24 protein-coding genes and 2 pseudogenes are annotated in these 25,388 nt (G+C 36.4%); 22 read left to right on the top strand and 4 right to left on the bottom strand.

What is annotated here, in order from left to right:
* Positions 1 to 62: 62 nt before the first annotated feature.
* The gene (locus SB717_RS10740) at positions 63 to 401 is read right to left on the bottom strand and encodes a hypothetical protein (RefSeq protein ID WP_074681026.1); all 339 of its coding nucleotides are present in this window, start codon (positions 399 to 401) and stop codon (positions 63 to 65) included.
* Positions 402 to 737: 336 nt separating this feature from the next.
* Between SB717_RS10740 and SB717_RS10745 the strand changes: the two genes are divergently transcribed.
* The 6 genes from SB717_RS10745 to SB717_RS10770 all read left to right on the top strand — a co-directional run bounded on the left by SB717_RS10745 (position 738) and on the right by SB717_RS10770 (position 8,419).
* Positions 738 to 1,856, top strand: a complete 1,119-nt coding sequence (locus SB717_RS10745) for a GAF domain-containing sensor histidine kinase (protein ID WP_074681028.1) — start codon at positions 738 to 740, stop codon at positions 1,854 to 1,856.
* Between the two features lie 15 nt (positions 1,857 to 1,871).
* On the top strand, positions 1,872 to 2,510 hold the full coding sequence (locus tag SB717_RS10750) for a response regulator (protein WP_074681030.1): 639 nt from the start codon (positions 1,872 to 1,874) through the stop codon (positions 2,508 to 2,510).
* A 139-nt stretch (positions 2,511 to 2,649) separates the two neighbouring features.
* Positions 2,650 to 3,189 carry an NADPH-dependent FMN reductase gene (locus SB717_RS10755; RefSeq protein ID WP_074681032.1) on the top strand — a complete coding sequence of 180 codons (540 nt, stop codon included), beginning with the start codon at positions 2,650 to 2,652 and terminating at the stop codon, positions 3,187 to 3,189.
* Positions 3,189 to 4,406, top strand: a complete 1,218-nt coding sequence (locus SB717_RS10760) for an MFS transporter (protein WP_410903686.1) — start codon at positions 3,189 to 3,191, stop codon at positions 4,404 to 4,406. The genes SB717_RS10755 and SB717_RS10760 overlap by 1 nt, the downstream gene beginning before the upstream one ends.
* Positions 4,407 to 4,538: 132 nt before the next feature.
* On the top strand, positions 4,539 to 7,745 hold the full coding sequence (locus SB717_RS10765) for an SNF2 helicase associated domain-containing protein (protein ID WP_410903969.1): 3,207 nt from the start codon (positions 4,539 to 4,541) through the stop codon (positions 7,743 to 7,745).
* A 17-nt stretch (positions 7,746 to 7,762) separates the two neighbouring features.
* Positions 7,763 to 8,419, top strand: a complete 657-nt coding sequence (locus SB717_RS10770; protein ID WP_074681038.1) for an MtnX-like HAD-IB family phosphatase — start codon at positions 7,763 to 7,765, stop codon at positions 8,417 to 8,419.
* An 11-nt stretch (positions 8,420 to 8,430) separates the two neighbouring features.
* Here the strand turns inward: SB717_RS10770 and SB717_RS10775 are convergent, their stop codons facing one another.
* The gene (locus SB717_RS10775; RefSeq protein WP_312036163.1) at positions 8,431 to 9,525 is read right to left on the bottom strand and encodes an acetyl-CoA C-acyltransferase; all 1,095 of its coding nucleotides are present in this window, start codon (positions 9,523 to 9,525) and stop codon (positions 8,431 to 8,433) included.
* Positions 9,526 to 9,538: 13 nt separating this feature from the next.
* Entirely contained in the window at positions 9,539 to 10,096 is a 558-nt protein-coding gene (locus SB717_RS10780; RefSeq protein WP_410903687.1) for a biotin transporter BioY, read from the bottom strand.
* A gap of 154 nt (positions 10,097 to 10,250) precedes the next feature.
* On the opposite strand from SB717_RS10780, the gene SB717_RS10785 reads away from it, so the two are divergent.
* From SB717_RS10785 to SB717_RS10840, 12 genes and pseudogenes are all read left to right on the top strand, one after another.
* Positions 10,251 to 11,684, top strand: a complete 1,434-nt coding sequence (locus tag SB717_RS10785; RefSeq protein WP_074681044.1) for a class I adenylate-forming enzyme family protein — start codon at positions 10,251 to 10,253, stop codon at positions 11,682 to 11,684.
* A complete protein-coding gene (locus tag SB717_RS10790) occupies positions 11,671 to 12,132 on the top strand; it encodes a GNAT family N-acetyltransferase (RefSeq protein WP_074681046.1) in 462 nt (153 codons plus the stop codon). Before SB717_RS10785 ends, SB717_RS10790 begins: the two co-directional genes overlap by 14 nt.
* 108 nt (positions 12,133 to 12,240) lie before the next feature.
* A complete protein-coding gene (locus SB717_RS10795; protein ID WP_410903688.1) occupies positions 12,241 to 12,762 on the top strand; it encodes a YxiF family protein in 522 nt (173 codons plus the stop codon).
* Positions 12,763 to 13,189: 427 nt separating this feature from the next.
* Entirely contained in the window at positions 13,190 to 13,966 is a 777-nt protein-coding gene (locus SB717_RS10800) for a DUF4046 domain-containing protein (protein ID WP_074681050.1), read from the top strand.
* Positions 13,967 to 14,402: 436 nt separating this feature from the next.
* The gene (locus SB717_RS10805) at positions 14,403 to 16,025 is read left to right on the top strand and encodes a spore germination protein (protein WP_410903689.1); all 1,623 of its coding nucleotides are present in this window, start codon (positions 14,403 to 14,405) and stop codon (positions 16,023 to 16,025) included.
* Positions 16,015 to 17,240, top strand: a pseudogene (locus SB717_RS10810) (Ger(x)C family spore germination protein). The gene SB717_RS10805 and the pseudogene SB717_RS10810 overlap by 11 nt, the downstream one beginning before the upstream one ends.
* 21 nt (positions 17,241 to 17,261) lie before the next feature.
* Positions 17,262 to 18,374, top strand: coding sequence for a GerAB/ArcD/ProY family transporter (locus tag SB717_RS10815; protein WP_098622035.1), 1,113 nt, complete (start codon positions 17,262 to 17,264; stop codon positions 18,372 to 18,374).
* A 212-nt stretch (positions 18,375 to 18,586) separates the two neighbouring features.
* Positions 18,587 to 19,687, top strand: coding sequence for a GerAB/ArcD/ProY family transporter (locus SB717_RS10820; RefSeq protein ID WP_074681058.1), 1,101 nt, complete (start codon positions 18,587 to 18,589; stop codon positions 19,685 to 19,687).
* 706 nt (positions 19,688 to 20,393) lie between these two features.
* Positions 20,394 to 20,771 carry a YxiJ family protein gene (locus SB717_RS10825; RefSeq protein WP_410903690.1) on the top strand — a complete coding sequence of 126 codons (378 nt, stop codon included), beginning with the start codon at positions 20,394 to 20,396 and terminating at the stop codon, positions 20,769 to 20,771.
* A 169-nt stretch (positions 20,772 to 20,940) separates the two neighbouring features.
* Positions 20,941 to 21,513, top strand: coding sequence for an NUDIX hydrolase (locus SB717_RS10830; protein WP_410903970.1), 573 nt, complete (start codon positions 20,941 to 20,943; stop codon positions 21,511 to 21,513).
* A 134-nt stretch (positions 21,514 to 21,647) separates the two neighbouring features.
* Complete coding sequence (locus SB717_RS10835) at positions 21,648 to 21,842, top strand: hypothetical protein (protein ID WP_410903691.1); 195 nt, start codon at positions 21,648 to 21,650, stop codon at positions 21,840 to 21,842.
* Between the two features lie 357 nt (positions 21,843 to 22,199).
* Positions 22,200 to 22,412 (top strand): hypothetical protein, encoded by a 213-nt coding sequence (locus SB717_RS10840; RefSeq protein ID WP_074681076.1) that lies wholly within the window; start codon positions 22,200 to 22,202, stop codon positions 22,410 to 22,412.
* Here SB717_RS10840 and SB717_RS10845 read toward each other — a convergent pair.
* Positions 22,387 to 22,875, bottom strand: coding sequence for a CBO0543 family protein (locus tag SB717_RS10845; RefSeq protein ID WP_074681078.1), 489 nt, complete (start codon positions 22,873 to 22,875; stop codon positions 22,387 to 22,389). The two genes, SB717_RS10840 and SB717_RS10845, sit on opposite strands and share 26 nt — an antisense overlap.
* A gap of 413 nt (positions 22,876 to 23,288) precedes the next feature.
* Between SB717_RS10845 and SB717_RS10850 the strand changes: the two are divergent.
* The 4 genes and pseudogenes from SB717_RS10850 to SB717_RS10865 all read left to right on the top strand — a co-directional run.
* A pseudogene (locus tag SB717_RS10850) lies at positions 23,289 to 23,432 on the top strand (orotidine 5'-phosphate decarboxylase / HUMPS family protein); the annotation flags it as partial.
* Between the two features lie 22 nt (positions 23,433 to 23,454).
* A complete protein-coding gene (gene wrbA, locus SB717_RS10855) occupies positions 23,455 to 24,009 on the top strand; it encodes an NAD(P)H:quinone oxidoreductase (protein ID WP_410903692.1) in 555 nt (184 codons plus the stop codon).
* Positions 24,010 to 24,246: 237 nt separating this feature from the next.
* On the top strand, positions 24,247 to 24,711 hold the full coding sequence (locus SB717_RS10860; RefSeq protein ID WP_410903693.1) for a CBO0543 family protein: 465 nt from the start codon (positions 24,247 to 24,249) through the stop codon (positions 24,709 to 24,711).
* 77 nt (positions 24,712 to 24,788) lie between these two features.
* Entirely contained in the window at positions 24,789 to 25,268 is a 480-nt protein-coding gene (locus SB717_RS10865; protein WP_410903694.1) for a hypothetical protein, read from the top strand.
* Positions 25,269 to 25,388: the final 120 nt, after the last annotated feature.

Consider the following 25,388-nt stretch of genomic DNA (forward strand, 5'->3'; position numbering starts at 1 on the left):
AAAGAAACCCTTGTGCTAGGATTTCTTTTTTGCTTTTTATTTGAATCAGCTGTGCGCAACTTTTAGGCACTGATACTTGAAATCGAAGACTGTCTATATTTTTTTATTTTGCATTTTATATATGTAGGCGTTTCGCTGAAAAGATTTGCTACATGTGCAATAGCTCCGTAATACGTTTTGGCATCCATCATTTCTTTATTCACAATATAGTCATACAGAGATGATTCAATATCATCAACAAAAGCTAAAATGTGACGCTTTTCGAATAGGAGTTGATAAAGTTCATTAATTAAGTATGGGCTTTGATCAAATTTGTCTTGAAGCTGCTCTATCCGGTACTGTGTCATAGGCACTTCACACAAGATAATGTATCGTAACTCTTCTAAAAATAATTTATTCATCTTTCTCACATCCCTATTCTGTTAATAATTATATAATAGCACTATGCCTTTATATTTGGAAGCGTTTTCAATGGATTAATTTTAATATTTTTTTCTTCTCATTTCCCTTCATTTTTTCTTTTCTTACGTGAATTATCTGTAGTATAGTTCGTTTTGCATAAAGACTCTAGCTAATTGTTAAACTACCTGACATACTTTTTAAATTTTTTATTTTTGATGTCAAAAACCCTTACATCCCTAAGCGGAAACACCTTAAAAATAACGTCCTATTAGTCGGAATCTTCTTTAATTGTGGTAAAATAAAAAATGGAAAATACATCATATAGGAGAGAGGCTATGGAAAAAGATCATATTTCAGAGCTTAAGATTTTAAAAGACATTGCCGAGATTTTAAATGAAGGCACTAATTTACATACAATGCTTCACGATGCTCTTTTAAAACTGCTGCAAATAACAGATTTACACACAGGATGGATCTTTTTTATTGATGAAAATGGAAAACATGAGATGATTGCCGCTCAGCATTTGCCGCCAGCTTTATTAAATAAAACCGCTCAACCTATGTGTAACGGAAGCTGCTGGTGTGTTGATCGATATATGGATGGCCGGCTTCAAAAAGCGTCTAATATTATGGAGTGCAAGAGACTTGAAGATTCTGTCACTTATGAGTGGGGAGATACACACGACATTACCCATCACGCAACGGTTCCTTTACAAGCAGGGGATGAGCGCTTTGGATTATTAAATGTAGCTGCCCCTCATAAAATTCATTTTGAACAGCGAGAGCTTGATTTATTAGGATCTGTCGCTCTTCAAATTGGAACGGCTATCAAGCGGATTAAGCTGACTCAATCTCAGCAGGAAGTAAAACTTATTGAGGAAAGAAACAGACTGGCCAAAGATCTTCACGATTCTGTTAATCAGCTGTTGTTTTCAATTAATGTCACAGCCAAAGCCGGAAGCAGCTTAGCAAAAGATGTGCAGTTAAAAGAGACTTTTTCCTTAATCCAAGAAACCGCTCAGCATGCTCAAGTGGAAATGAAAGCATTAATTTGGCAGCTTCGTCCTCAAGGATTAGAAAACGGCATTGTCAGTGCGTTAAAAAGCTATGGTCAAATGCTAGGGCTTAACGTAAAAGAACAAATTAAAGGAGTGTCCGTTTTGCCTGCTGTGATTGAAGAGACACTGTGGAGAGTTGGGCAAGAAGCTTTTAATAATTGCCGAAAGCATGCGGGTACCGCAGAGGTACATTTAAACGTAAATATAAGCAAAGAACAAGTGATCATGAAAGTCCGAGATAGCGGCAATGGGTTTATGTATAGTGCTTCAGCAGAATTGCCGACGCTCGGGCTAAAAACCATGCATGAGCGAATAAAAAGATTAAATGGAAAACTATCTGTTACAAGCAGCATAGGAAACGGAACGGTTGTGGAGGTATCCATTCCTCTTTCATAACGGAAAGGAGCGCACATGAAAATAAAGATTTTAATCGCAGATGATCACCACGTCGTCCGAAAAGGACTTGTCTTTTTCTTACAAACACAGCCTGACTTAGAAATTGTAGGAGAAGCTTCTAATGGGGAAGAAGCTGTAAAGTTAGCGACATCTCTAGAACCTCATATCGTTTTAATGGATTTATCGATGCCGGTTCTCGACGGAATCGAAGCAACAAAAGAATTAAAAAAACAAGCACCGCATGTACAAGTCATGATTCTAACAAGCTTTTCAGATCAAGATCACGTGATACCGGCACTAGAAGCTGGAGCTTCAGGCTATCAGTTAAAAGAAAGTGATCCAGATGAACTTGTAGCAGCTATTCGAAAGCTAATGAACGGAGAAAATCAGCTTCATCCAAAAGTCACCACACACTTGCTAACACGGTTAACCAAAAGCAGCGAAAAGAAAGTCAATTTTATTGATCACTTAACAAAACGAGAAAAAGACGTATTAAAAGAAATTGCAAAAGGAAAAAGCAACAAAGAAATCGGTGCTGCCTTACATATTACAGAAAAAACAGTAAAAACACATGTGTCTAATATTTTATCCAAGCTTGGGGTTCAAGACCGCACTCAAGCTGCTCTATATGCTGTTCAGCACGGAATTTCCTAACCTACGACTTTAGTTGTAGGTTTTTCTCTGTTCATCTCAGTCTATATTGGTAGCTTTCTTTCTATCAATAGCAGGACGAAAAAAAGTTTGATCACCCATATACTATACATATAACCAAACGACAGAGGGGTAGATAAATATGAACATACTTATTATAAATGGAAGTCCTAGAGAAACAGGACGAACAACACAAGTGACAAGAGAACTTCACAAAAGCTATCAAAGTTCTTTTCTAGATTTAAGTAAATTGTCGCTTCCTATATTCACAGGTGAACCTCATCAGTATGAAACAGAAGAAGTACAAGAGCTGATTAAAAAAATAGAAAAAGCAGATGGTATTTTACTTGCGACGCCCGAGTACCACGGAGCTATGAGCGGAGCGTTAAAAAACGCGTTTGACTTTTTAAACAGTGCGTATTTTGCGCATAAGCCCGTGGCACTTTTAGCGGTAGCAGGAGGAGGAAAAGGAGGCATTAATGCTTTAAACAACCTTAGAACCGTTGCTCGCGCTTTGTATGCGAATGTTCTATCTAAGCAGCTGGTATTAGACCCTGCAGACATCGTGGAAAAAGGGACTTTACGAAAAAATGCAGCTGACGGAATTCATGAATTAGTTAACGAACTGATTCTTTATACACAAGTATCTAAGCAAATTTTAGAAGCTAAGCAAAATGTGTGATGAAGGCGCTTTATAAAGACCGTCGCTTTCAAGCCGTAGTAGCTGCTAATGTTTTATCCTCTATCGGTTCCGGTATTACAATGCTTGCCATTCCTTTACTGTTAATTGCATCTCCAAATGGGAATAAACTATTTGGCACAATTATGCTGATTATGACGCTAATTAGCTTTGCAGCTACTCCGTATATTGGCATTCTTATTGATCAAATGTCACGGAAAAAGTTATTGCTAACGGTAGAATTTATCGGTTTTACCACGGTCATGCTATTTGTTACCGTTGGTTTTGTTACAGACTATTCAACAATTCACTACGTCATTTTGTACGGAACCGGAAACCTTTACTACACGTTTTTTTATCCAACGATTTTTGCGTTAAATCAAGAAATTTTTTCAAAAGATGCGTTTCAATCATTAAACAGTATCATGGAAATACAAGGTCAGCTATCTAGTATGCTTGCAGGCGCTCTGGCCAGTCTAGTCATTACTCGTTGGTCGCTTCAATGGATTTTAATAGTCGATGCAGCTACGTATATAGCTGCATTCCTTTTTCTATTGAGTATTCCCTATAAACAAAGCAGGGAACGAAGCGACAAAAAACACACTGCGATGAAAGAGGGATTAGCATTCATAAAAGAAAATCGCTCGGTATCTATTTTTTTACTGCTTTCTTTTATGCCTTTCGTTGCTGTGATGATGACGAACTATTTGTTTCCTATTTATCTGACTCAAGAATTAAAAGCAAGTCCAGCAGCGTATGGGATTGAGAGTGCCGTATATGGTTTCGGAGCATTAACCGCAGGGATATTCGTCGTATCTATTATGAAAAGAACAGGCACTGAGCTAGCCATTATGCTTAATATAAGCCTTTTTGCACTCGGAATATCTATCATCTTCTTTATGAAGCTTCTGCCCATTTACTTTTCTATTGTGTTTTTTCTTGCTTTTGCAAATGCAGGTACAAGAGTAGCTCGAAATACGTTTATGATGCAGAAAATACCGAATAGTATCGTGGGAAGAGTGGACAGCTGTTTTCGCTTTATTACGTTAGGGATTCGTATTTTATTGATTTTCTTCTTTACGTACGTTACGGCTAATGATCATATAGGACTTGCTTTTTTAGGACTTAGCCTGCTTTTATTATCATCCGCCGGAGCAGGATGGATACTTTACAAAAGAAAACAGCGAAAACAGTCTGCACTGCTTAAGAGTGTTTTATAATGTCTGTTGCATGTTATAATAGAAGAATTGACAAATAATGTTCAACGTTTATGACGTTGGACATTATTTGTTCTGAATAGAAATTAAACAGCAGCAGCATTGACTGTTATGCGATTGGAAGATTGTGAAGCGATGATAAATAAAACATTAAACAAAGAACAATTAAAAGATTCGTACTCAAGCAGAACATACTATAGAGGACACACGTATTACAAGCAGGGGCGTGTGCTTGATTTGGAATACAATGAACAGACCACTACGTGGACAGCATCCGTTCGAGGTGCGGAAATGTATACGGTAATGGTTGAACAAAAAGGAAATTCTTTTTATTCATTTTGCGATTGTCCTGCTTATCACGAGTTTTCAGAATGCAAACACGAAGTAGCTGTTTTATTAACCATTTGCGATGAGCGCGCAAAGCCGCAGCCAATTAAAACAAAGCCTTTTCGCCAAAGCAAAGAATACGAAAATGTAAATCATTTTATCGACTTATTTTCGAGCTATCAGCAAACAATAAGCGATCACAGAAAATATGCAGATAAAGATCCGTTGAAAGTAGAATTTATTTGTAAGTCTTACTCAGAAGAATTTTTACGTTCAGAAGGAATGTACGTAGCGCTTGAAATGAAAGTGGGCGTCGACCGGACGTATGTAGTAAAAAACATTCAAGAATTTTTAACAGACACTAAAGAATTCCAAACTCACGAATTTACCAAGCGCTTCGAATATGACCCTGCGGAACATTTTTTTATAGAAGAAGATAAGAAAATCATTGAGCTGCTGATGGATATTATGACCAATGAATCATTTTATAAAAATTCCTATTCTATGTATCGTTCGTCCGCAAATAACAGAGAACTAATCATTCCATCCATCGTAGCCAAAGAGTTATTTCAATTGCTTAAAGATCGGAACTTTACATTTATTCATGAAGGACATTCGTATGAAAATATTATCTTTGCTGAAAGCTCAGCTCCCTTTTCGTTTCAGTTAAACAAGCACCCGGCAGCTGGGTTTGAGCTAGACTTTACGGAACTTCATCAAGCTTCATTTTTCGATCGATACGGCTGGCTATTTTTAAAAGGGACGTTTTATGAGCTATCTCAAGATCAGCGTATGCTTCTTGAAGGGCTTAGGAAAACGGCTCCTTTGAAGCCAGTCGTACCTATAGCAGAAGAGCAGATGGGCAATTTTTTATCTCACGTTGTTCCGGGACTAAAAAAAGTGGGGAAAGTGGATATCGCAAAAGAAGTATCCCATCAAATTATTGCACCTGAACTAAAAGCAAACGTATTTGTTGACCGTGAGGATGAACAGCTGTTTGTGACGCTTCGGTACAACTACGGAGAGATTTCGATTAATCCATTTTCACCCCGGTCTGAAAAATACGATAAAATCTTAATACGAGATTTAGAAAAAGAAGATCGCGTTATGGACTTAATTGAAACGGCTCCTTTAAATATTTATAAAAATCAGCTGTACTTAAATCAAGACGAATCATCTCTATATGAATTTTTGTTTCATATTGTACCAAAGCTTGATGAAATAGCGGATGTGTATATTACAGATGAGATGAAAGATTATGCTTATACGGATTTTTCTGCGCCAGTAACAACGGTTGACATTCAAAATAGTAATGGGCTATTAGAAATTAATTTTGATTTAGGAGACATTGATCATCAGACCGTCCAAGATGTTTTAAAATCTGTTTTAGAAAAGAAAAGCTATCATCGTCTAGATAACGGTGCTTTTATCCCTCTTGAAAATGAAGGCTTTGAACATATTCAAAATCTGTTTCGTGAGCTGAACGTAACGGAAAAAGATTTAAAGGATAACTCATTGCAAGTACCTTTATACAGAGGAATGCAAGTGGAAGAAATTATGAGTGCGGGTGATAAATCAGCGGCTAAGTTTGGCTCATCATTTAAAACATTACTTACACAGCTCAAATCTCCGGAGGAAATGGATTGGGAAGTACCGGAATCCTTGCAGGCATCCCTGCGTGATTATCAGCGCAATGGGTTTAAGTGGTTTAAATCTCTGTCTCACTACTCTTTAGGAGGCGTACTGGCTGATGATATGGGGCTTGGAAAAACGCTTCAAAGCATTGCCTATATTTTATCTGAAAAAGATCATGACGAGGATAGCAGTGCCTTTTTAATTGTTGTGCCGGCTTCCTTGATTTATAACTGGCGCAACGAATTAGAGAAATTTGCACCGAATTTAACGGTTCAAACCATTACAGGAACGCCGAGCGAGCGTGAGGAGAAGCTGAAACGAACAGCTGACGTATGGATCACATCCTATCCAACGCTGCGTCAAGATATTGATTTGTATCAGCACCTTCACTTTCATGCTTTAATTCTAGATGAGGCTCAGAGTATTAAAAATCATACAACAAAGACAGCAGTAGCTGTTAGGACTATTTCAGCTAAAAAACGTTTTGCGCTGAGCGGTACGCCAATTGAAAACTCACTTGACGAGCTTTGGTCAATTTTTCAGACCATTCTTCCGGGTTTATTTCCAGGGCTTCGCCAGTTTAAAAACATGTCATCGGAGCAGGTCAGTCGAATTGTAAGACCATTTTTACTGCGACGAGTAAAAAAGGATGTATTAAAAGAACTGCCTGATAAAATTGAAACAACTCATTTATCTGAGCTGACTAAAGAACAAAAAGAGTTATATGTAGGCTATTTAGAGCAGTTAAAATCATCTTTAGCCGGTGAAGATTTTAATAAAAACCGAATGAAGATCCTGGCGGGATTAACAAGACTGCGCCAGATTTGCTGTCATCCGTCTTTATTTGTTGAAAATTACGAAGGGTATTCAAGCAAATTAGAGCAGCTGCTTGAAATTACAAGAAATGCGGTTGCCAACGGAAAACGTTTGTTAATCTTTTCTCAGTTTACAAGCATGCTTCATATTATTCGAGAAGAGCTTCAAAAAGAAAACCTTTCGTACTTTTACTTAGACGGTCAAACGCCATCAAAAGAACGAGTGGAAATGGCGGATCGATTTAATAATGGAGAACAAGACATTTTCTTAATTTCATTAAAAGCAGGAGGCACGGGTTTAAATTTAACCGGAGCTGATACGGTTATTTTATATGACTTATGGTGGAACCCTGCGATTGAAGAACAAGCGGCAGGCCGTGCACACCGCATTGGGCAAAAAAATGTTGTGCAGGTCATCAAGCTTATTTCTCAAGGAACTATCGAAGAAAAAATTTACGGCTTGCAGCAAAAGAAAAAAGAACTCATCGAACAGGTTATTCAGCCGGGAGAAACAATGCTTTCTAGTTTGACAGAAGAAGAGCTTCGAGAACTGCTTAGTATGTAGCAAAGGATGTGTAAGGAATGAAAAAATGGGCGTTTGTATCAGATTTTGATGGAACAATTTCAAAAAAAGATTTTTACTGGATTGTGATTGAAAAGTATTTTCCAGAAGGTGAAGAACTTTTCCACCGATGGAAAGCAGGAGAAATGAAAGATATTGATTTTTTATCTACTGTTTTTCAATCCATTCACCAAGAAGAACCAAAAATTTTAGAAGAAGTAGCGAATATTCCAATTGATGAATACGTGCCCGCTTTTATTAAAGCTGTTCAGGAAAACGGCGGAGATTTTTATATTTTAAGCGCTGGAACAACGTACTATATTAAACCGATTTTAGATAAATACGGTGTTGAAAAAGTGGAAGTTTATTCGAATGAAGGCTATTTCCATCAAAACAACGTTCACTTGCATCTAGACCCTGCTCACAGATGGCATTCAGAACGCTACGGCATTGATAAATCGGCTGTTATTAAAGAACTAAAAGAGACATACGAAACGATTTATTTTGCTGGAGACAGCGAGCCGGATTCACATCCCGCAAAACATGCAGATGTTACCTTTGCGAAAGATGCTCTGCAAGATTTACTGCGCGAACAAAACGTTTCATTTGTTCCGGTTGAGACATTTAAAGATATTGAGCAATATTTGATGAAACATAATGTAATAAAAAAGGCATAAAAACAGCGGTATTATTTGATTACTTCAAATAATACCGCTGTTCCTATTCCGCCTCCGCTTCCTAAAGACGCTATGACATATCGCACGTCACGGCGCTTGCTTTCATAAAAAAGACGCGTAGCTAAAATAGCTCCCGATGCTCCGTAAGGGTGTCCTAGCGTCAATGCTCCTCCGCGAATATTTACTTTTTCTTCTGATATTCCCAGTTCTTGCATACAAGCAACAACTTTAACGGCAAAGGCTTCATTGATTTCAAATAAGTCAATATCATTTACCGTAAGAGAATTTCGCTTCAAGATATTTTTAATCGCAGAAACGGGCGCAGTAGCAGGGTAAAGAGGTGACACTCCTGAAATATCAGCGTCAATAAAACGCAAAACGGGCTGAAATCCTAAGGCACTTGCTTTTTGCTCTTCCATCACAAGTGTAATACAGGCTCCGTCGTTAATTCCACAGCTGTTTGCTGCAGTGACGGTGCCTTCATTTTTTAAAAAGACGGGGCTGGCTTTTTGCAGCAGCTTTGTTAGGTTTCGCTTTTTCATAAATGCTTCATCGTGTATCACGTTTGGAAAAGGAAGCGTTTCTTCTTCAAACAATCTCTTTTCAAAAGACTCCCAGCTTCTTTCATGGCTTAAAAGAGCATATCTGTCCTGCTGGTCTTTAGATATGTTGTATTGCTGGGCTACGTTTTCTGCTGCAATCCCCATATCAGGGTCACCAATTTTATCAGGAGAAAAACGTGCTCTTTTTTCAAAAGGAGAAGTACTTGTACTTTCAACGCCTCCAGCTAAATAGCACGTTCCAGCGCCTGCTTTTATCAAATAGCTGGCCATTCGAATGGCCTCTAAGCCAGCTCCGCACTGACGATCAATGGTCATTCCCGGGATAGAAAAAGGGAGGTCTGCTTCTAAAGCGGATAGCCTAGCTACGTTTCCTCCTGGACCTACAACATTTCCTAACATAACGTCATTAATTTCATGTTCAATTCCGGCGCTAAGATGTTTTAATAAAGGAGCCGCTAGCTCTTGAACGTGAAAATTTTTAAGGACGCCGTTTTCTTTTCCAATCACTGTACGCTTCGCTTTTACAATAGCTGCTTGATAGATAGTCATCACTTCCTTACATAGAGGACGTTTTAGAACGGCCAGGTACCGCTACTGCTTTTCGAACTTTTGTAATTAAATAAGCTGCTATGATTGCTTTTATGCAGTCACCGGGAATATAGACTAAACTTAATTGAAGAGATTTCCAGAACGGTATGTGAAGTAGCATCGCTTGTACAGGAATGCCAAAAGCGTAAACTAGCAAAATTCCAAACAGGACATTTGTTATGAATACCTTTGTAAACGTAAGGGTTTTCAATTTGGATAGTGTCCATCCTATAAAGAAAGCTGCAAATATATAGCTGATTAAATAGCCAGCGCTTGGACTAAAAAATACGCTCATACCACCGCGCCCTCCAGAAAGCAAAGGGACTCCTACAGCTACTAAACATAAAAAAATAAATTGGCTTAATGCGCCTAACCTAGCCCCAAGAATACCTCCTGCCAGCATAACTCCCATCGTTTGAAGAGTAATAGGAACGGGTGTAAAAGATAAAAAAATAGGAGGGACGAGTCCTAGAGCTCCCATTATAGCCGTGAATAATGCAACGTACGTCATATCTTTTGTTTTCATCGTAAACCTCCGCTATGTATGATAAAACATGACTATCGTATCTTATTAAACATAAATTAGTCAACTTAATTTTTATTAAAGTTTACATTTTTTCTTTTCTCAAATCCGTATTTAAGGTACACTAAAAGTAAAATAAAAGGGAGCTTACGGAGTAATGAAACGAATTGAAGAATTAGTTTTTAATCAGTGTCAACAAACGCCTGACAGACTCGCACTATCGGATTCTATTAATAAGTTAAGCTACGGTCAAATGTGGAATCGTGTATGTAAAGCCGAACAACAGCTGCTGGAAAAAGGAGTGGAAAAAGGAGAGCTCGTTGCTTTAAGTATGCCAAACAATGCCGCAGCTGTTGTGTCATTTTTAGCGATTTTAAAAGCTGGTGGAATTGTGATGCTTTTACATAATGAGCTAACAGAGGCTGAAGTGGATACTTATTTTTCTATTCAATCCCCGAATTGGCTATGGAAAACGTCTTCTTTAACTAAAATAAGAGAAGAGAAAACGATGCTGCCCTTACGGCAAGTAAATGAACTGTCCGACCTATTTTTATTTGGGTTTACCTCTGGATCAACAGGGAGACCAAAAGGATTTGTAAAATCACATTATTCTTGGTCTTCATCATTTCAAGAGTGGTCAGATATATTTTCTTTAGAGCAACACGACAAAGTGCTTGTTCCTTTACATATCTCGTATTCTGCCCAGCTTTACCCAGTTTTGCATGCGCTTTGCAGCGGCATGCACGCTATCATGCTAGAAGCGTTTACACCTTCGGCTGTTTTTAATAAGGAAGCTAGCTGTATGTCTATTACACCCGCATTAGTTTCTCCGTTGCTTCGTTATGCACAAAGCAGATCAAAAGAAAAACGACTTCTGCCAAAGACCGTGATTTCAGTAGGAAATAAATTATCTCCTTCCGTTCGAAAGAAATTTTCACAAGCGTTTCCTAATTCCTTTCTGTATGAATATTACGGATCTTCTGAAATGGGATTTGTTACGGTGCTTTCACCACATACAGCTGAAACGATGCCTCATACAGTAGGCTATCCTGTTGACAGTGTAGACGTTTTAATCCTGAACGAACGTGGAAAAGAAGTAGAAAAGGGAGATAAAGGAACACTATTTGTGAAAACAACTCAAGCATTTGAAGGGTTTGTTAAGGACAGTGAAGAAACGAAACGCTCATTTTTTAACGGATATGTTACGTCGCACGATATTGCGGTTCAGCTTCCAGACGGAAGCATTACGATCGTAGGGAGAGATAAAAACGTAATTAAAAGCAGCGGAAGCTTAGTATATGCTGAAGAAATTGAAGAGCTGCTTTTACAAATACCGGGCGTTAGCGAAGCGGCCGTTTTTAGCGTAGTAGATGCTGAACGTTCAGAAGTCGTAGGTGCAGCAATTGTTTTAGAGAACATTTCTCTTTCTGAGGTGAGACAAGTGCTGGCAAAACAAGTATCTGCTTATAAAATCCCGCGCGTATGGAGAGTTTTAACGTCCTTTCCGCGAATGAAAAATGGTAAAATTGACAAAGCAACGATATACAGCTACTTTACAGAGAAAGAAGGGAAGACATATGATTTCATTTGAACCCGTTACAGCTGACACGATGTATATTGTGTCAGAGATTGTCAATTCAAACGAAGCTTATAACGTGTTTGAAAACGGTAAGAAAGAGAGAAGTGAAGAAGAGCTTTCTAAAGAATACATGAACGAAAAAACGGACAGTTACTTTATAAAAGCCGACGATACATACGTAGGGGTTATTGATTACATGAAACAAAACCCAAACGATGACCATCCGTGGATTGGAGCTTTTATTATTCATAGCGCCTATCACAATTTCAGTTTCGGAACGCAGGCATATCTAGCGTTTGAAGAGAAGCTAAAAAAAGAAGAAGGACTTTCCGTTCTACGCCTTGGTGTCCTGTCTCAAAATCCTAGAGCCGAGCTGTTTTGGGAACGTCTTGGTTTTACACAGTACGCCACTAAGCCGCTGCATCATAATCAAGTTAACTGCTTGGAAAAAGAACTGTAAAAAAATCCGTGGGTTTATCCACGGATTTTTTACTGTACTGGAATGCAAATGGAAGAGGTTCGCATTTTCACGTGGTAGATGGGTTAAATTCTTATAAAAAAGGTAGATATGATCAAAGAAGCACCCATTACCAAGAAAATCGTTCAGGATACAAAAAGCGAGGGAAGAACAATAGATAACTATTTAAGAAAAGAAAAAAGAGCTGAATTAAAGAGAAAAAACTACTTAAAAAGAGCTGAAGAAGATTTCAAAAAATGCATTCCAGATATTTCATCGTTTGAGATAAATAACGAAAAAGTTTACCTGGACAAACTAGAGTTTATTTATTCGTCAAAGCTTAAACTTAAGGTATTCTTCGAACATGATGAACAAAGAATAAAAGTTGAATTAGAAGAATTCCAAAACAAAATAAAGGGTTATCTCAATCAAAAAGTTGTAATTTACAATGGTAGAAAACATGGACAATTGCCTAATTTAATAATTAAATTAAAAGATTTTTATGAAAACTTAGAAAGTGTATTAGATTATACAGAAGCTAATAATTCTGAAGCGTATTTCTGGTTCATACTTATAAATATTGATGAGAAATTTGGCATTTTCATCAGTGAAAATGATAGATTTTCTATATAAATCAAAAGTTCAAAAAAGTATACTTTTTTGAACTATATATTTTGTAATATTGTTAAATTTATACAATTATTCCTACTTTAAATTTGGGTTTAAATATTATATCTATAATTGCATAAAAAAACCTATTCCCTGGTGCTGTGATGTGGGAATAGGATCAATGAATTAAGATGACATTTCGAAAAATCTCCAATTAACATGCCTTTTTTATTTTACAATAAATTAAATTAGAAAGCGATTACATTTTCTATTTTAAACACAAAAAAATTTGCAGCATAGAAAGGATGGCGGACTCGCTGGAGTTTGGTTTCCAAAACCAATATGCGCGAGTATATTATGTATCTTTTTAGATTCAACTCTATTCGTATATAAATTCCATTATTATACATAATAATAAACAAATATACTTTCTCAAAAGGGGCTTTCGATAGTGAATAGAGAACAAGTCATTGAAGTTTACCAAGATGTTCTAGACAAGAGAAGAAAACGATTTCCGAATCATTTCTTTGTAGGCCATGAAGGAAAAAAATATATTCGCTATATGACATGTTATCTACTTGAGCAACGATTATCGATTCCTATTCACGAGATTCCTCTAAGGGCAAAGGCAGGCACTTTATGGTCTCATCGTCTTAAAGCACCGGCTATGCTATATGGATGGAATTATCACGAAGTCATTGATAATGCCTATCCAGGAAGGTTTAAACCTTGGCAGTTTCAACAAGCTCCTGATAAATATTGGGATGGAGAAGAGGGAAAAAAACGAGCTATTGAAGCAGTAAAGTATGTAATAGAGGAAGAACTAAAAATCCCTCTTAAAGAAATTCCTATTCAGATTAATATTCACTTTTTTAATCAACATAGCCTAGGGGGGGTCTTTTCCCTTTTCGGACAATCCCCTTTTCAAGTGGTAGAAGCTATTTATCCTGGAGTCTTTAGACCTTGGCAATTTGCCCATGTTCCCATGAATTGTTGGAAAAATGAAAAATACGTTCGAGAGGCAATGGTCGATTTTTTATTCAAACAGCTTCATTTCTCTTCTTATGAGGAGGCTTTTCTCCAATTAAAAGGAAGTCATTTCACCGATTTTCAGTTAACTGGTCTCTTTCAAATGGCGTTTGATTCCAGAATGAACAATGTGAAGGAATGGATAAAAAACCAACTAACGAATATAGACAATGAATTATCTTATGTGGATCTTGATTAATAAAAAAACCAATTGAAACGAATAGATTGAACTACGCCCCTATTATTTTCATTTACTTTTTTAAAAGCGATTTATAAGTATGCAGTTACTTGCTTTAGTTTCTCTTCTTTATAAAAAGATACGTAGATTCAGTAAAAAAGAAACAGAAGAAAAAAAGCACAAATAATTAAGCTACTTCCATTACCCTAAAGGGACTCACGGCGTTGGCCAATGTCTGATAAATACAAAATATTGGAAAATATCGATACTTAAAGAAAAATCCATTAAACATCCCATCATTAAAAGGCTAATTCCTATGATTTCATATCTATCACGCTCCATTTAATAGGTTTTTCCCTTTCACCTATTAAGAGACAAAAAAGAATTTGTTAATTTTTACATAAAAGCCCCTTATATGGTTAAAGTAATAAAAACTGAAAGAAGGGTGCTTAAATTTATGCCTTCGTTTTTTAAAGATCGCAAACCAAAAAAGAAACCACAAATGGATGACGAAAATCAAAGCACTGATTATCCAATAGAACTGATACAAGTTTCATTATCAGACAATCTTAATATAATTAAGCAGAAAACCGGAAATAGCTCAGATGTTGTTATCCGTGAAATAAAAATGGGAATAAATTTCGACATTAAAGCAGCCATTGTTTATGTAGAAGGAATTGTAGATAATCAAGCGATTCAGGAATTCTTACTGCAATCTATAATGAAGGATGATCATAAAGAAGTAATAAATCCGCACAATGCGTTAGAACTGCTTTCGGAAGATATGATGACAATTGGGAACATCTCTTCCATCACTAACTTCGGTGACATGTTTGCATCTTTAATGGCAGGCGATACTCTTATTTTAGTGGATGGAGTAAATCGAGCATTAAGTGCTAGCACCAAAGGTGGAGAAAAACGTTCCATTGTGGAATCTACTACCCAAATGGTGGTACGAGGGCCAAAAGGAGCATTTACCGAGTCTCTTGGGACCAATACAGCTATGGTACGCCGCATCATTAAGACCCCCGATTTATGGAGGGAATCTTTAAAAGTGGGACGTGTAACAAAGACTGATGTGACATTTATGTACATACATGGTATTGCCAATGATAAAGTCGTTAAAGAGATTCGTCAGCGATTGCAGCGAATTGATATCGATAGCATTTTGGAATCCGGTTATATTGAACAACTAATAGAGGATCAAACATTCACCCCTTTTCCCACTATGTACAATACGGAAAGACCTGATGTTGTAGCAGGGAACTTGTTAGAGGGACGGATTGCTATATTTGTGGATGGAACCCCTTTTGTACTGATTGCACCTGCTGTGTTCATGCAGTTTTTCCAATCGGCTGAAGATTATTATGCCCGGTTCGACATTGCAACCTCGATTCGTCTCTTACGTATTCTTATGTTTATGATTTCCCTAATTGCGCCTGCTACCTATGTCGCCGTTACAACTTTCCATCAGGAAATGGTACCAACCACGCTCATTGTAGCCATTGCGGCACAAAGGGAAGCTGTTCCCTTTCCAGCATTTGTGGAAGCCCTTCTTATGGAGCTAACCTTTGAAATTCTACGAGAAGCAGGAATACGCTTACCTAAAGCTATTGGTTCAGCCGTATCCATTGTTGGGGCCCTTGTAATTGGCCAAGCAGCTGTTCAAGCAAGTATTGTGTCACCAGCAATGGTTATCATTGTATCAATTACAGCCATTGCCAGTTTTGCCACACCTTCCTTTGACATGGCGATTTCAGCTCGTTTAATTCGTTTTTTGTTTATGATTGGTGCAGCCACATTTGGTTTCTACGGCATCATTCTGTGCCTGTTAATGATGGTTGTTCATTTATGCGGCTTACGCTCATTTGGGATACCTTATATGGCACCATTTGCTCCCTTCATTCCCGTAAACAATGGGGATACTATCGTAAGATTACCGTGGTGGACGCTGAGACAAAGACCGCGATTAATTACGGCTAACACGGTTCGAGAAGGAACAAATCAATACCCACACCCGCCTGCATCTCGTGGTATGGTGAATCGGGACCTTGAAGAAGGTGACAACAATGAAGCGTAAAGGAACTTTTCTCTTATTGATGATGTCAATGACGTTCTTGCTCACCAGTTGTTGGAGTAAAAAAGAGCTAACTGACCTTGCCATCGTGGCAGCTATGGGTGTCGATAAAACAAAAGATGGAAGATACCATCTAACACTCCAAATTATTAATCCAGGGAACGTGGCAGGAGGTATGGTAGGAGGAGGAGGTACCCAAAGCCCTCCTGTTACAATATATTCGGCTTCGGGAGACAATCTAGTCGAAGCAAGTAGACGGGCTTCAGGCAGAATCTCTCGACGATTGTATTATGCTCATACAAACTTAGTCGTAGTGGGAGAAAAAATGGCCAGAGAAGAAGGGCTTAATACATTAATTGATGCGTTTGATCGAGATCCGGAATTTCGGAATACTTCCACCCTCGTAATTGCGAACCATTCGACCGCAGCTGATCTTGTGAAAACGTTAACACCAGTTGATAAGATTCCAGCGAATAAGGTGTTAAAAACTTTAGAATTCACGGAAAGAAAATGGGGAGAGAATGTAAAAACATCGCTTCAAGAAGTGATGAAGAGCCTTGAGTCTCCCGGAAGAGGAACCGTCGTATCAGGATTTCGTCTAGTTGGGAATCCCCAGCAAGCACAAAAGCTAGATAACCTTCAGGAAAGTGAACCTGAAGCAACGCTTCGAGCTTCCGGAATTGCTGTCTTAAAACAGGGAAAACTAGTGGACTGGCTGTATGGAAAACCAGCAAGAGGAACGGTATGGATTCTCGACAAAATCCAAGGAACGGATATTAATATAGATTGGGAAGGAAGGAAAGAAGTAATTGCTTATCAAACTGTACGACAAAAAACAAGTGTGTCTGCTCAAGTGAAGAATGGGAAACCTCATATTTCTGTTCATACGCGTGTTGAAGGAGACATCAGTGAAATGGAGGTACCTGTTGATATCACCAATCCGAAGGTTATTACAAAAATCGAACAATCAGTGAGAAAAGAAATAAAAAAAGAGCTACGGAAAGCTATTGAACGTGCACAAAAAAACAAAACGGACATTTTAGGATTTGGCGAAGTCGTTCATCGTACTAGACCAAATCAATTTAAAAAATTAAAAACAGAATGGAATGATGTCTACTTTCCCAAGTTAGATGTAGATATTACAGTGGAAGCCTATGTACGTCGAGCTGGCTTACGAAATAAATCGTTTCTTTCAGGGTGAAAGAGAATCAAAAGTAAGAAAAAGGAGGTGCCAGTTAAATGGAGAAAGCAAAAATTAGTGCCAGTCAGCTCTTTATTTTAATGGTCCTGTTTGAGCTGGGGAGTGCTTTACTGGTACCTCTTGCGATAGATGCAAAACAAGACGCTTGGCTTGCGATTCTGCTTGGAATGGTATGCAGTTTCACTCTATTATTAGTCTATCATAAGCTTTATACCTATTATCCCAACCTCTTGCCTACAGAATATATGCAAAGGATTCTAGGGAAAGTACTTGGAACCGCACTAGCCTTTGTTTACATTCTTTACTTTATGTATGATGCTTCAAGAGTTCTACGCGATTTTGGTGAGATGCTGTTAACTTTTGCCTATGCTGACACACCTTTATTCATCGCGAATGCCTTGTTAATGCTTGTCATTATTTACACCATTAGAAAAGGAATTGAGGTCATAGCTCGATCCGGAGAACTACTTTTTATTTTTATGTATGTCCTTGCGATTGCTGGCTTTATCTTAATTGTTTCTTCGGGGTTAATTGAGATTAAAAATTTACAACCTATTCTGGAAGAAGGGTTATTTCCTGTCCTAAAAGTGGTATTTACTCAAACGTTGTATTTTCCATTTACAGAAGTCATTGTATTCACCATGATTTTTCCATATTTGAATAACCCTAAGAAGGCAAAGGTAACCATGCTATGTGCATCAGGATTAAGTGGAATCAATTTAATTATTACCATGCTCATTAATGTCTCTGTACTGGGTGTTGATTTAACTGCACGTTCACAATACCCACTTCTTAGCACAATTGAGAGCATCCAAGTAGCTAATTTTTTAGAACGTCTTGATGTATTTTTTATGCTTGCCTTAATCATCACTATCTTCTTTAAAATCTGTGTACTATTTTACGCAGCTGTCGTAGGAACTGCTAGTCTGTTCAAGGTTAAATCACCTTCACGGTTATCGTATCCTTTAGGGTTAATCATTCTCTTTTTATCTATTACCATTGCGAGCAATGTTCAAGAACATAACCACGAAGGACTGAAGGTGGCAATGTTTACTATACACATTCCTCTTCTTGGGCTTATTCCTCCTTTGCTTCTTCTTGTAGCTTTCTTTAAAAATAGGAAGAAGCATGGGAAAAATACCTTTAACTAGCTAATTTTCATATGGAAGATTGTCATCTCTGTTAAATTCCCCAGTAAAGTTCTTACCTATGGAAAGAATACTTTTAGCCTAGAGTTAAACTTAAAGCCAATTTAGTATCTATTACGTAACGTTCAAAAAATCGAAAGTGTTGAAAACAGTAAAGACTAATCGAAAAAATTAAAATATTTCCTTAAATACAGTTGAAAGGGAAGGCGGATTGAATGGAGAAAGCTAAAATTAGTGCCAGTCAGCTTTTTATCTTAATGGTTTTGTTTGAGCTGGGTACTACTTTATTGTTACCTATTGCCATGGACGCAAAACAGGACTCTTGGCTTGCGATTCTGCTTGGAACAGTATTCAGTTTTGTTCTGTTTCTAGTCTATAATAAACTTTACTCGTACTATCCAGATATTTTACCTACAGAGTACATGCAAAAAATCTTAGGTAAAGCAGTAGGAAGTGTACTGGCCTTTCTTTATATCTTTTATTTTATCTATAATGTAGCAAGGGTTCTACGTGATATCGGTGAGATGCTGTTAACCTTTGCGTATCCCGATACCCCTTTGTTTATTGCGAATGCTCTATTGATTCTTGTTATTATCTATACAGTTCGCAAAGGTATCGAAGTAATAGCCCGATCAGGAGAAATCTTTTTTATAATCATGTATATCCTAGCCATCACTGGCTTTATTCTAATTGTATGTTCAGGGTTAATCGATATTACGAACTTACAGCCAGTACTTGAAGAAGGGATATTCCCACCCTTGAAAGTTGTTTTTACTCAGATCTTGTATTTTCCTTTTAGTGAAGCGATTGTGTTTACAATGATTCTACCGTATTTAAAAAACCAAAAGAAGGCCAAAGTGACCATGTTATGTGCATCAGGGTTAGCTGGTATCAACCTGACTATTGCCATGCTTATCAACATTAGTGTACTTGGTGTTGATTTGACTGAACGTTCCCAATTCCCTCTTCTTAGTACCATACAAAGTATCCAGGTAGCTGACTTTTTAGAACGTCTTGATGTGTTTTTTATGATTGCTTTAGTTACAGGTGGCTTCTTTAAGATAAGCGTGTTGCTTTATGCGGCTGTCATAGGAACGGCCAACTTATTTAGGATTAAATCATCTTCACAATTGGCGTATCCTATAGGACTCATGATTCTATTTATGTCTCTGACTATTTCTAGCAATTTTCAAGAACACCTCCATGAGGGATTGGGGATAGAAATGTTTGTTTTGTATATTCCCTTCTCTGCGATTATTCCTGTTCTGCTGCTGCTTGTTGCTTTTTTGAAAAATAGAAAGAAACAGAGAGGATAAAAGGTTCATTTTCCTGGTTTTTCTTATGATGAAATAACTCTTACAATCCGTTGAATCCTTCTAAACTAGTGTTTATCAATGTGATTTTAAACTATGAGGGGTGTTTTTTTGTATACTTGGTTTTATGATCATTTCATCAACACAATTCTATTTCCTCTTACTTGTATAGTCATGGTAGCCATCCTATTAAGTGCATATGCGTACTTTAAATTTAGAAAAACAAATAATTAACAGTTACTAAAGCTTGTTGATTTCTAATGTGGACCTTTCTCCTTTAAAACTTGATTATTTATACAAGATATTGTTATTGCTTATATTAATGGTTTTAAAAAAGTTCGCTATCTAAAAGAGTCAGTCACCATAATGTCATTTATCGGCAACAAAATAAAAAGCTACCTCGGCAGTGGACGCGAGGTAGCTGATAAATAGGGTTCACACGTATAAAGCGTATGATAAACGGTTTCTGACAAATTTTGGTATATTTTTTGCTATAAATACTATATTTTCCCGTAAAAGCATATGAATAAAAGCTGCATATCCGATGAAAGGCACCCTACCAAGAATCCTTCTCCCAAAAGGGTTCTTTTTTGATATGTGTTCCGGAAATATGGATTATGGCAACTAAAATTGTATAGAGTGCACACATATCTTTTATGTTAAACCTTGTTCGAATAGTGTAAGATAAAGCTCTACATAACAAGAAAAGGTGGAGTTAAATATAAGGAAACTAACTATATTAGATGAATTAAAGCAGCTTAATAATGACCTGTATCATCCATTTCCCCATGAAGACATTCGTAAAATACAAGATAAATTTAGTGAAAAATTACATGAAGACGATCTGTTAACCGCAGACTTTAATAGCTATTGGATGAATATTGCTGGCAGTTTAAGCTACATGTTGAAAGGTAAAACGAAGAAAATTCCTCAAAATCAGATCGATGAATTAAAGTTGACTTTTTTCGAAGCTTTCCCTCAATATTCTTTTTTAGAAAAAGAAATAGATGCCTATCTAAATTTGCATGAAGAATATAGGATTTATGAGAGAGTAAGAGAGCTCATGTTAAGTTATTTATTTAATTGAACCCAGTAAGGAAAAAGAGACGACTATTTAAAAAGTCGTCTCTTTTTATGCCGATAAATCACATTACGTCAAATAGGTTTATATAGGATAAAAATATTAGATGACAACCAAAACACTTAATTTTTCTTTGTGGTAATATTAGGTTACTACTAAGGTGGTGGTGATAATCATAGAACATAAGTGGCTTGATTGGGCGAAGCAACTTCAATCCCTTGCACAGGCAGGATTAGCTTATTCAAAAGATATTTATGATGTAGAGAGGTTTGAACTAATAAGAAATATAAGTGTCGAAATGTTATCACAACAAACAGGTATGGAAATGACAGTCATAAAAGACTTATTTGCAAGTGAAACTGGTTACGCAACACCTAAGGTAGATATTAGAGCCGTGATCTTTAAGGATAACAAAATATTAATGGTCAAAGAAAATTCAGATGGTAGTTGGGCGCTACCTGGTGGCTGGGCTGATATTGGGTTAACTCCAAGTGAAGTAGCAGTTAAAGAAGTAAAAGAAGAATCAGGATTTGACGTGAAAGCTGTCAAATTGTTAGCTGTAATGGATATGAAATGTCATCCACATCCTCCTTCACCTTTTCATATATATAAAATGTTTATTCAATGTGAAATCATTGGCCGACAACCGATGAAGGGTGTAGAAACAAGTGCTGTGGAATTCTTTGCTGAAAATAATTTGCCACCCTTATCGATAGCTAGAAATACACAAACACAAAATTTTATTTAAATCATTAATTTATTTAATTAAGAGCATGTTTTCGTTTATATTTTTCGAAACATGCTCTTTCTTTTTGATTATTTGTAAGTGGTACTAATATTTTGAGTAGAGATTATTTAAAAGTTACAAGGAGGGTATGATAGATGGCATTATTTGATGAAAGAATCCTAGAAAAAGAGAAACCTATTTTAAAGGAAAAAAAGACAAATAAACCCCTTCTCTTTGATGAAAAGGAAATGGATAAACGGATCGCTCAAACAAAGAAAAAGAATCCTTTTTCTCTGTTACAACCTCCAAAGGCTGCTGTTTTTTTCTCTAAAAAGAAGCCGATATTATGAGTTCATACACAGGTCGTAAATAATTGATGAAGGGATACTTTTTATGTATAGCTCATTAGGGTCATCACATAATAACAGTGTAATGGTATTGTTCTCTCTCTAAAGAGAGTCAATCACACTTACCCTACTTCAATCTTCCTTCTAACTGATTGAGTGGGGGTTCTTTTTTATGTGTATTTTAAGACGCTGAAATTTGCATCGAATGACCATTTGCAAAACAAACGTTAATTTCGTCAGAGAACGTTTCTCTACATTTCAAAATCGTCGATTAACTAGGTTTTTATTTATAAATGATTGTGACAATACCTGAGCAGCGTTTTCAAGTTCTTCTCATGCTCATGTGAGTGAAGTATCTATTTGGGTAACTTAACAGGATGGAAAAATGAAGATCTGTTCGGTACATTAACTGGTTGGGAAACATCCGGTAATCCATTCGCGACTAAACAATTAGATTTGTTTATCTTTGAAGAAGCAGAACCAGTTGGATTTCCACCTATAAAACAAGAGGAAGACACAAGATCACTTTTTCTAGTAAGAGCGCAGGTTAACCCTCTTGTTTCTTTTCTATAATGTTAATAATTGCAATTACTAAACGACTAAATAAAGCTCTTACATTAAGGCTAATAAGGCTATAATACCATTTCCAGCCTTTTTGCCACTTAATTAGTTTCGTATATTTTTCTGCCCATAACTCAACTAAAAATAGCGAACTGATGGTAAGTACAATCTTATATACAATTTTAAAAGGATTATCATTTTTTGTTAAATGATAAAGCCATAAAGAAACAGTTGGTAAACATAAGAAATCAAATAAAACATTCGATTTAAACTCTTTAGGTATATAGCGTACAGGATATTCAAGTATTTGACGGTTAACCAGAAACCTGTCAACGATAGCATTTGTATATCCATTCATAAACAAGACCAATAGTGAATCTTTAATAGGAGTTTTCTTTAAAACAAAGGGTAAGCTACCTAAAAATATGACGGTTATACACTTTAGAAATCGTATTTCTAATTTTTTACTTTTCATATATTTTCATCTCCTTGCTTAGTCGTAAAATTAGTATTAGCTGGTCCATGATTTACGATGCAACAGTTTTCCTTTTTAATGTAAATGTAAAAAAATAAACCATGACAAAATTTTCTTGAATAATTACATCCGGTTAGTATCAAAAACTGAATAGGCGAGTGGTCTATCGAAGAAAAAGCTAGTACTTATCATTTACGGCTCAGGTGTTTAAGGAGAATGGCATCACATTGACGCATGTAAATAGTAAAGTACTCTTTTAATAAGTACTTTACTATTTACATCTGTTGTAAAAAATAATGAGTATACTAAGAAACGTGCTAGTGATTAAATAGCTTTTCGAAAGGAAACATTTACACCAGTATAATGACAGACTATAGCACTATATAAAATCATATTAAAAGGAGCGAATATAAATGAAATTACAATTAGCATTAGATCTTGTCAATATTCAGGGAGCTATTGAATTAGTGAAAGAGGTAGAAGAGCATATTGATGTTGTAGAAATTGGTACACCTGTGGTGATCAATGAAGGTCTTAAAGCAGTGAAAGAAGTAAAGCTCTACAGGTACAAACTATCAAATGGCACAGTGGGCAGCAGAAGGAGCAAAAGAAGCAGGCGCTGAAGTAAAAGTATTGAAAGTTCCAGAGACAGCTCCACAAGCCGCAATTGATTCAAATCCAGCATGGAAAGCCCATACAGAAGAAACAAAATCTGTTCCAGAAGTAACATTAAACGATTTAGAGTGGGCAGATGCTATTGTCTTCAGTATTCCAACTCGATTTGGTAATGTACCAGGTCAAGTGAAGCAATTTTTAGATACAACTGGTGGACTTTGGTTTAATGGAAAACTAGCAAATAAAGTGGTTAGTGCAATGACTTCTGCGCAAAATCCTCACGGTGGTCAAGAGCAAACAATTTTATCATTATATACAACAATGCATCACTGGGGAGCAATTATAGCATCACCTGGCTATACAGATCCAGTTATTTTCGGATCTGGTGGAAATCCATATGGTACAAGTGTAACAGTTGACCAAGACGGTAACATGGTTGAAGATGTGCAAGCGACTGTTAAACATCAAGCAAAACGTACAGTAACAGTTGCAGAGTGGGTTAAAAAAGGAAATCAATAATTAAATACTAAGAAATAAGTAAAGCGATATACTTCCTGATTTTAATTAGGAAATGTATCGCTTCTTTTCTTTCCAGTGAAATACGTAGGAGTCGACTAGTTAGAATCGAGAAACAAAATATGTTACCAACAGTTGAGATGTTATTTTTGTAAGTATATTCTCAGCAATAAAGTATTATTCTACGGGGAAATGGAGATAGTAAGTCTGTTAAATTCTAAAAAACAACGGAGTGAAATAATGGAAAAATTAATGCTAAGAGGATTACTTGCTTTGTGCTTACTTTTATTTCCCTTTTTGGCGAAAAAGCCTCACTTTAAAGAAATGCTTATTGTTTTTTTCTCAAAAGGCGTTCTAGCCACTCTTATCGATGCGTATGTAGTAAATACGAAGAGAGTTGAGTATCCGGTACGTCCTTTTCCTAAAATTTTCTCCACAAATATTATTTTTGATGTTTTGTTTTTTCCCTTGTTAAGTATGGCTTGGGTTAGACAGTCATATAACGATAATATTCCAAAGATTTTATTAAAAAGTTTAACTTGGAGTATACCAATGAGCCTTTCTCAATGGTATTTAGAAAGGAACAGCAAATTATTTAAGTGGAAAAAGTGGTCTCCATTTCATACTTTTGGAAGTGTTAGCTTTACACTTCTTACAATTAGAGCTCTAGCAGGCTTAGTAAAGAAAGTTGACGGTACGCACTAATTAAAAGTAGACTGACGTACTTATTAAGCAATTAGGTATTAGGAGAATTTATATATCTAAAAAATAAGGTTGATTTCATGAGAAAAACAACAAAATTAGAAGCAGTTCTATGGAGTGTTGCTCTACCAGGGTTTGGACAACTTTTAAATGGTCAACTCATTAAAGGACTGACTTTTATATTCTTGGAGTTTTTTATTAATACAAAAAGTTCTTTTAATCATGCGATTCTTTATAGTTTTCTTGGACAAATTAACAAGGCCATTGAAGTAGTAAATTATCAATGGTTAATGTTTTACCCTTGTGTTTACATGTATGCAATGTATGATGCTTATAAATATTCTACAAAGAATACTCCATATTTATCTTTCTTGCCCTTTGTTAGTAGTGCATATACGGTAACTGTAGGATTGATGTATTCCTCTAAATTACAATTTCGTAATGTTTTGTTAGGACCCATATGGCTTCCAATGATATTTTTAGTTCCCGGATTAATCTTAGGTTTCTTAGTTCGTTATATATTAATGAAATGCTTAAAAAGATCAGATGAATGTTCTTAGTTTTTATTAGGAATTTGGATACTTAAATAAAGAATATTGTATGTTAATTAAAATTGACTTTTACATGCCGTTTCATATTTTTTTCTTTCTAGAATTCCTTCCGTTACGTAAACTTCCACA

It is taken from the genome of Priestia sp. SIMBA_032, from assembly GCF_046535215.1.
In the GTDB taxonomy this organism is placed as follows: domain Bacteria; phylum Bacillota; class Bacilli; order Bacillales; family Bacillaceae_H; genus Priestia; species Priestia aryabhattai.

Bases quoted from the DNA above. Each gene is read 5' to 3' on its own strand.
- SB717_RS10740 (WP_074681026.1), bottom strand. From the start codon at position 401: ATGAATAAATTATTTTTAGAAGAGTTACGATACATTATCTTGTGTGAA.
- SB717_RS10745 (WP_074681028.1), top strand. From the start codon at position 738: ATGGAAAAAGATCATATTTCAGAGCTTAAGATTTTAAAAGACATTGCC.
- SB717_RS10750 (WP_074681030.1), top strand. From the start codon at position 1,872: ATGAAAATAAAGATTTTAATCGCAGATGATCACCACGTCGTCCGAAAA.
- SB717_RS10755 (WP_074681032.1), top strand. From the start codon at position 2,650: ATGAACATACTTATTATAAATGGAAGTCCTAGAGAAACAGGACGAACA.
- SB717_RS10760 (WP_410903686.1), top strand. From the start codon at position 3,189: ATGAAGGCGCTTTATAAAGACCGTCGCTTTCAAGCCGTAGTAGCTGCT.
- SB717_RS10765 (WP_410903969.1), top strand. From the start codon at position 4,539: ATGATAAATAAAACATTAAACAAAGAACAATTAAAAGATTCGTACTCA.
- SB717_RS10770 (WP_074681038.1), top strand. From the start codon at position 7,763: ATGAAAAAATGGGCGTTTGTATCAGATTTTGATGGAACAATTTCAAAA.
- SB717_RS10780 (WP_410903687.1), bottom strand. From the start codon at position 10,096: ATGAAAACAAAAGATATGACGTACGTTGCATTATTCACGGCTATAATG.
- SB717_RS10785 (WP_074681044.1), top strand. From the start codon at position 10,251: ATGAAACGAATTGAAGAATTAGTTTTTAATCAGTGTCAACAAACGCCT.
- SB717_RS10790 (WP_074681046.1), top strand. From the start codon at position 11,671: ATGATTTCATTTGAACCCGTTACAGCTGACACGATGTATATTGTGTCA.
- SB717_RS10795 (WP_410903688.1), top strand. From the start codon at position 12,241: ATGATCAAAGAAGCACCCATTACCAAGAAAATCGTTCAGGATACAAAA.
- SB717_RS10805 (WP_410903689.1), top strand. From the start codon at position 14,403: ATGCCTTCGTTTTTTAAAGATCGCAAACCAAAAAAGAAACCACAAATG.
- SB717_RS10815 (WP_098622035.1), top strand. From the start codon at position 17,262: ATGGAGAAAGCAAAAATTAGTGCCAGTCAGCTCTTTATTTTAATGGTC.
- SB717_RS10820 (WP_074681058.1), top strand. From the start codon at position 18,587: ATGGAGAAAGCTAAAATTAGTGCCAGTCAGCTTTTTATCTTAATGGTT.
- SB717_RS10835 (WP_410903691.1), top strand. From the start codon at position 21,648: ATGGCATTATTTGATGAAAGAATCCTAGAAAAAGAGAAACCTATTTTA.
- SB717_RS10845 (WP_074681078.1), bottom strand. From the start codon at position 22,875: ATGAAAAGTAAAAAATTAGAAATACGATTTCTAAAGTGTATAACCGTC.
- wrbA (WP_410903692.1), top strand. From the start codon at position 23,455: ATGGCACAGTGGGCAGCAGAAGGAGCAAAAGAAGCAGGCGCTGAAGTA.
- SB717_RS10860 (WP_410903693.1), top strand. From the start codon at position 24,247: ATGGAAAAATTAATGCTAAGAGGATTACTTGCTTTGTGCTTACTTTTA.
- SB717_RS10865 (WP_410903694.1), top strand. From the start codon at position 24,789: ATGAGAAAAACAACAAAATTAGAAGCAGTTCTATGGAGTGTTGCTCTA.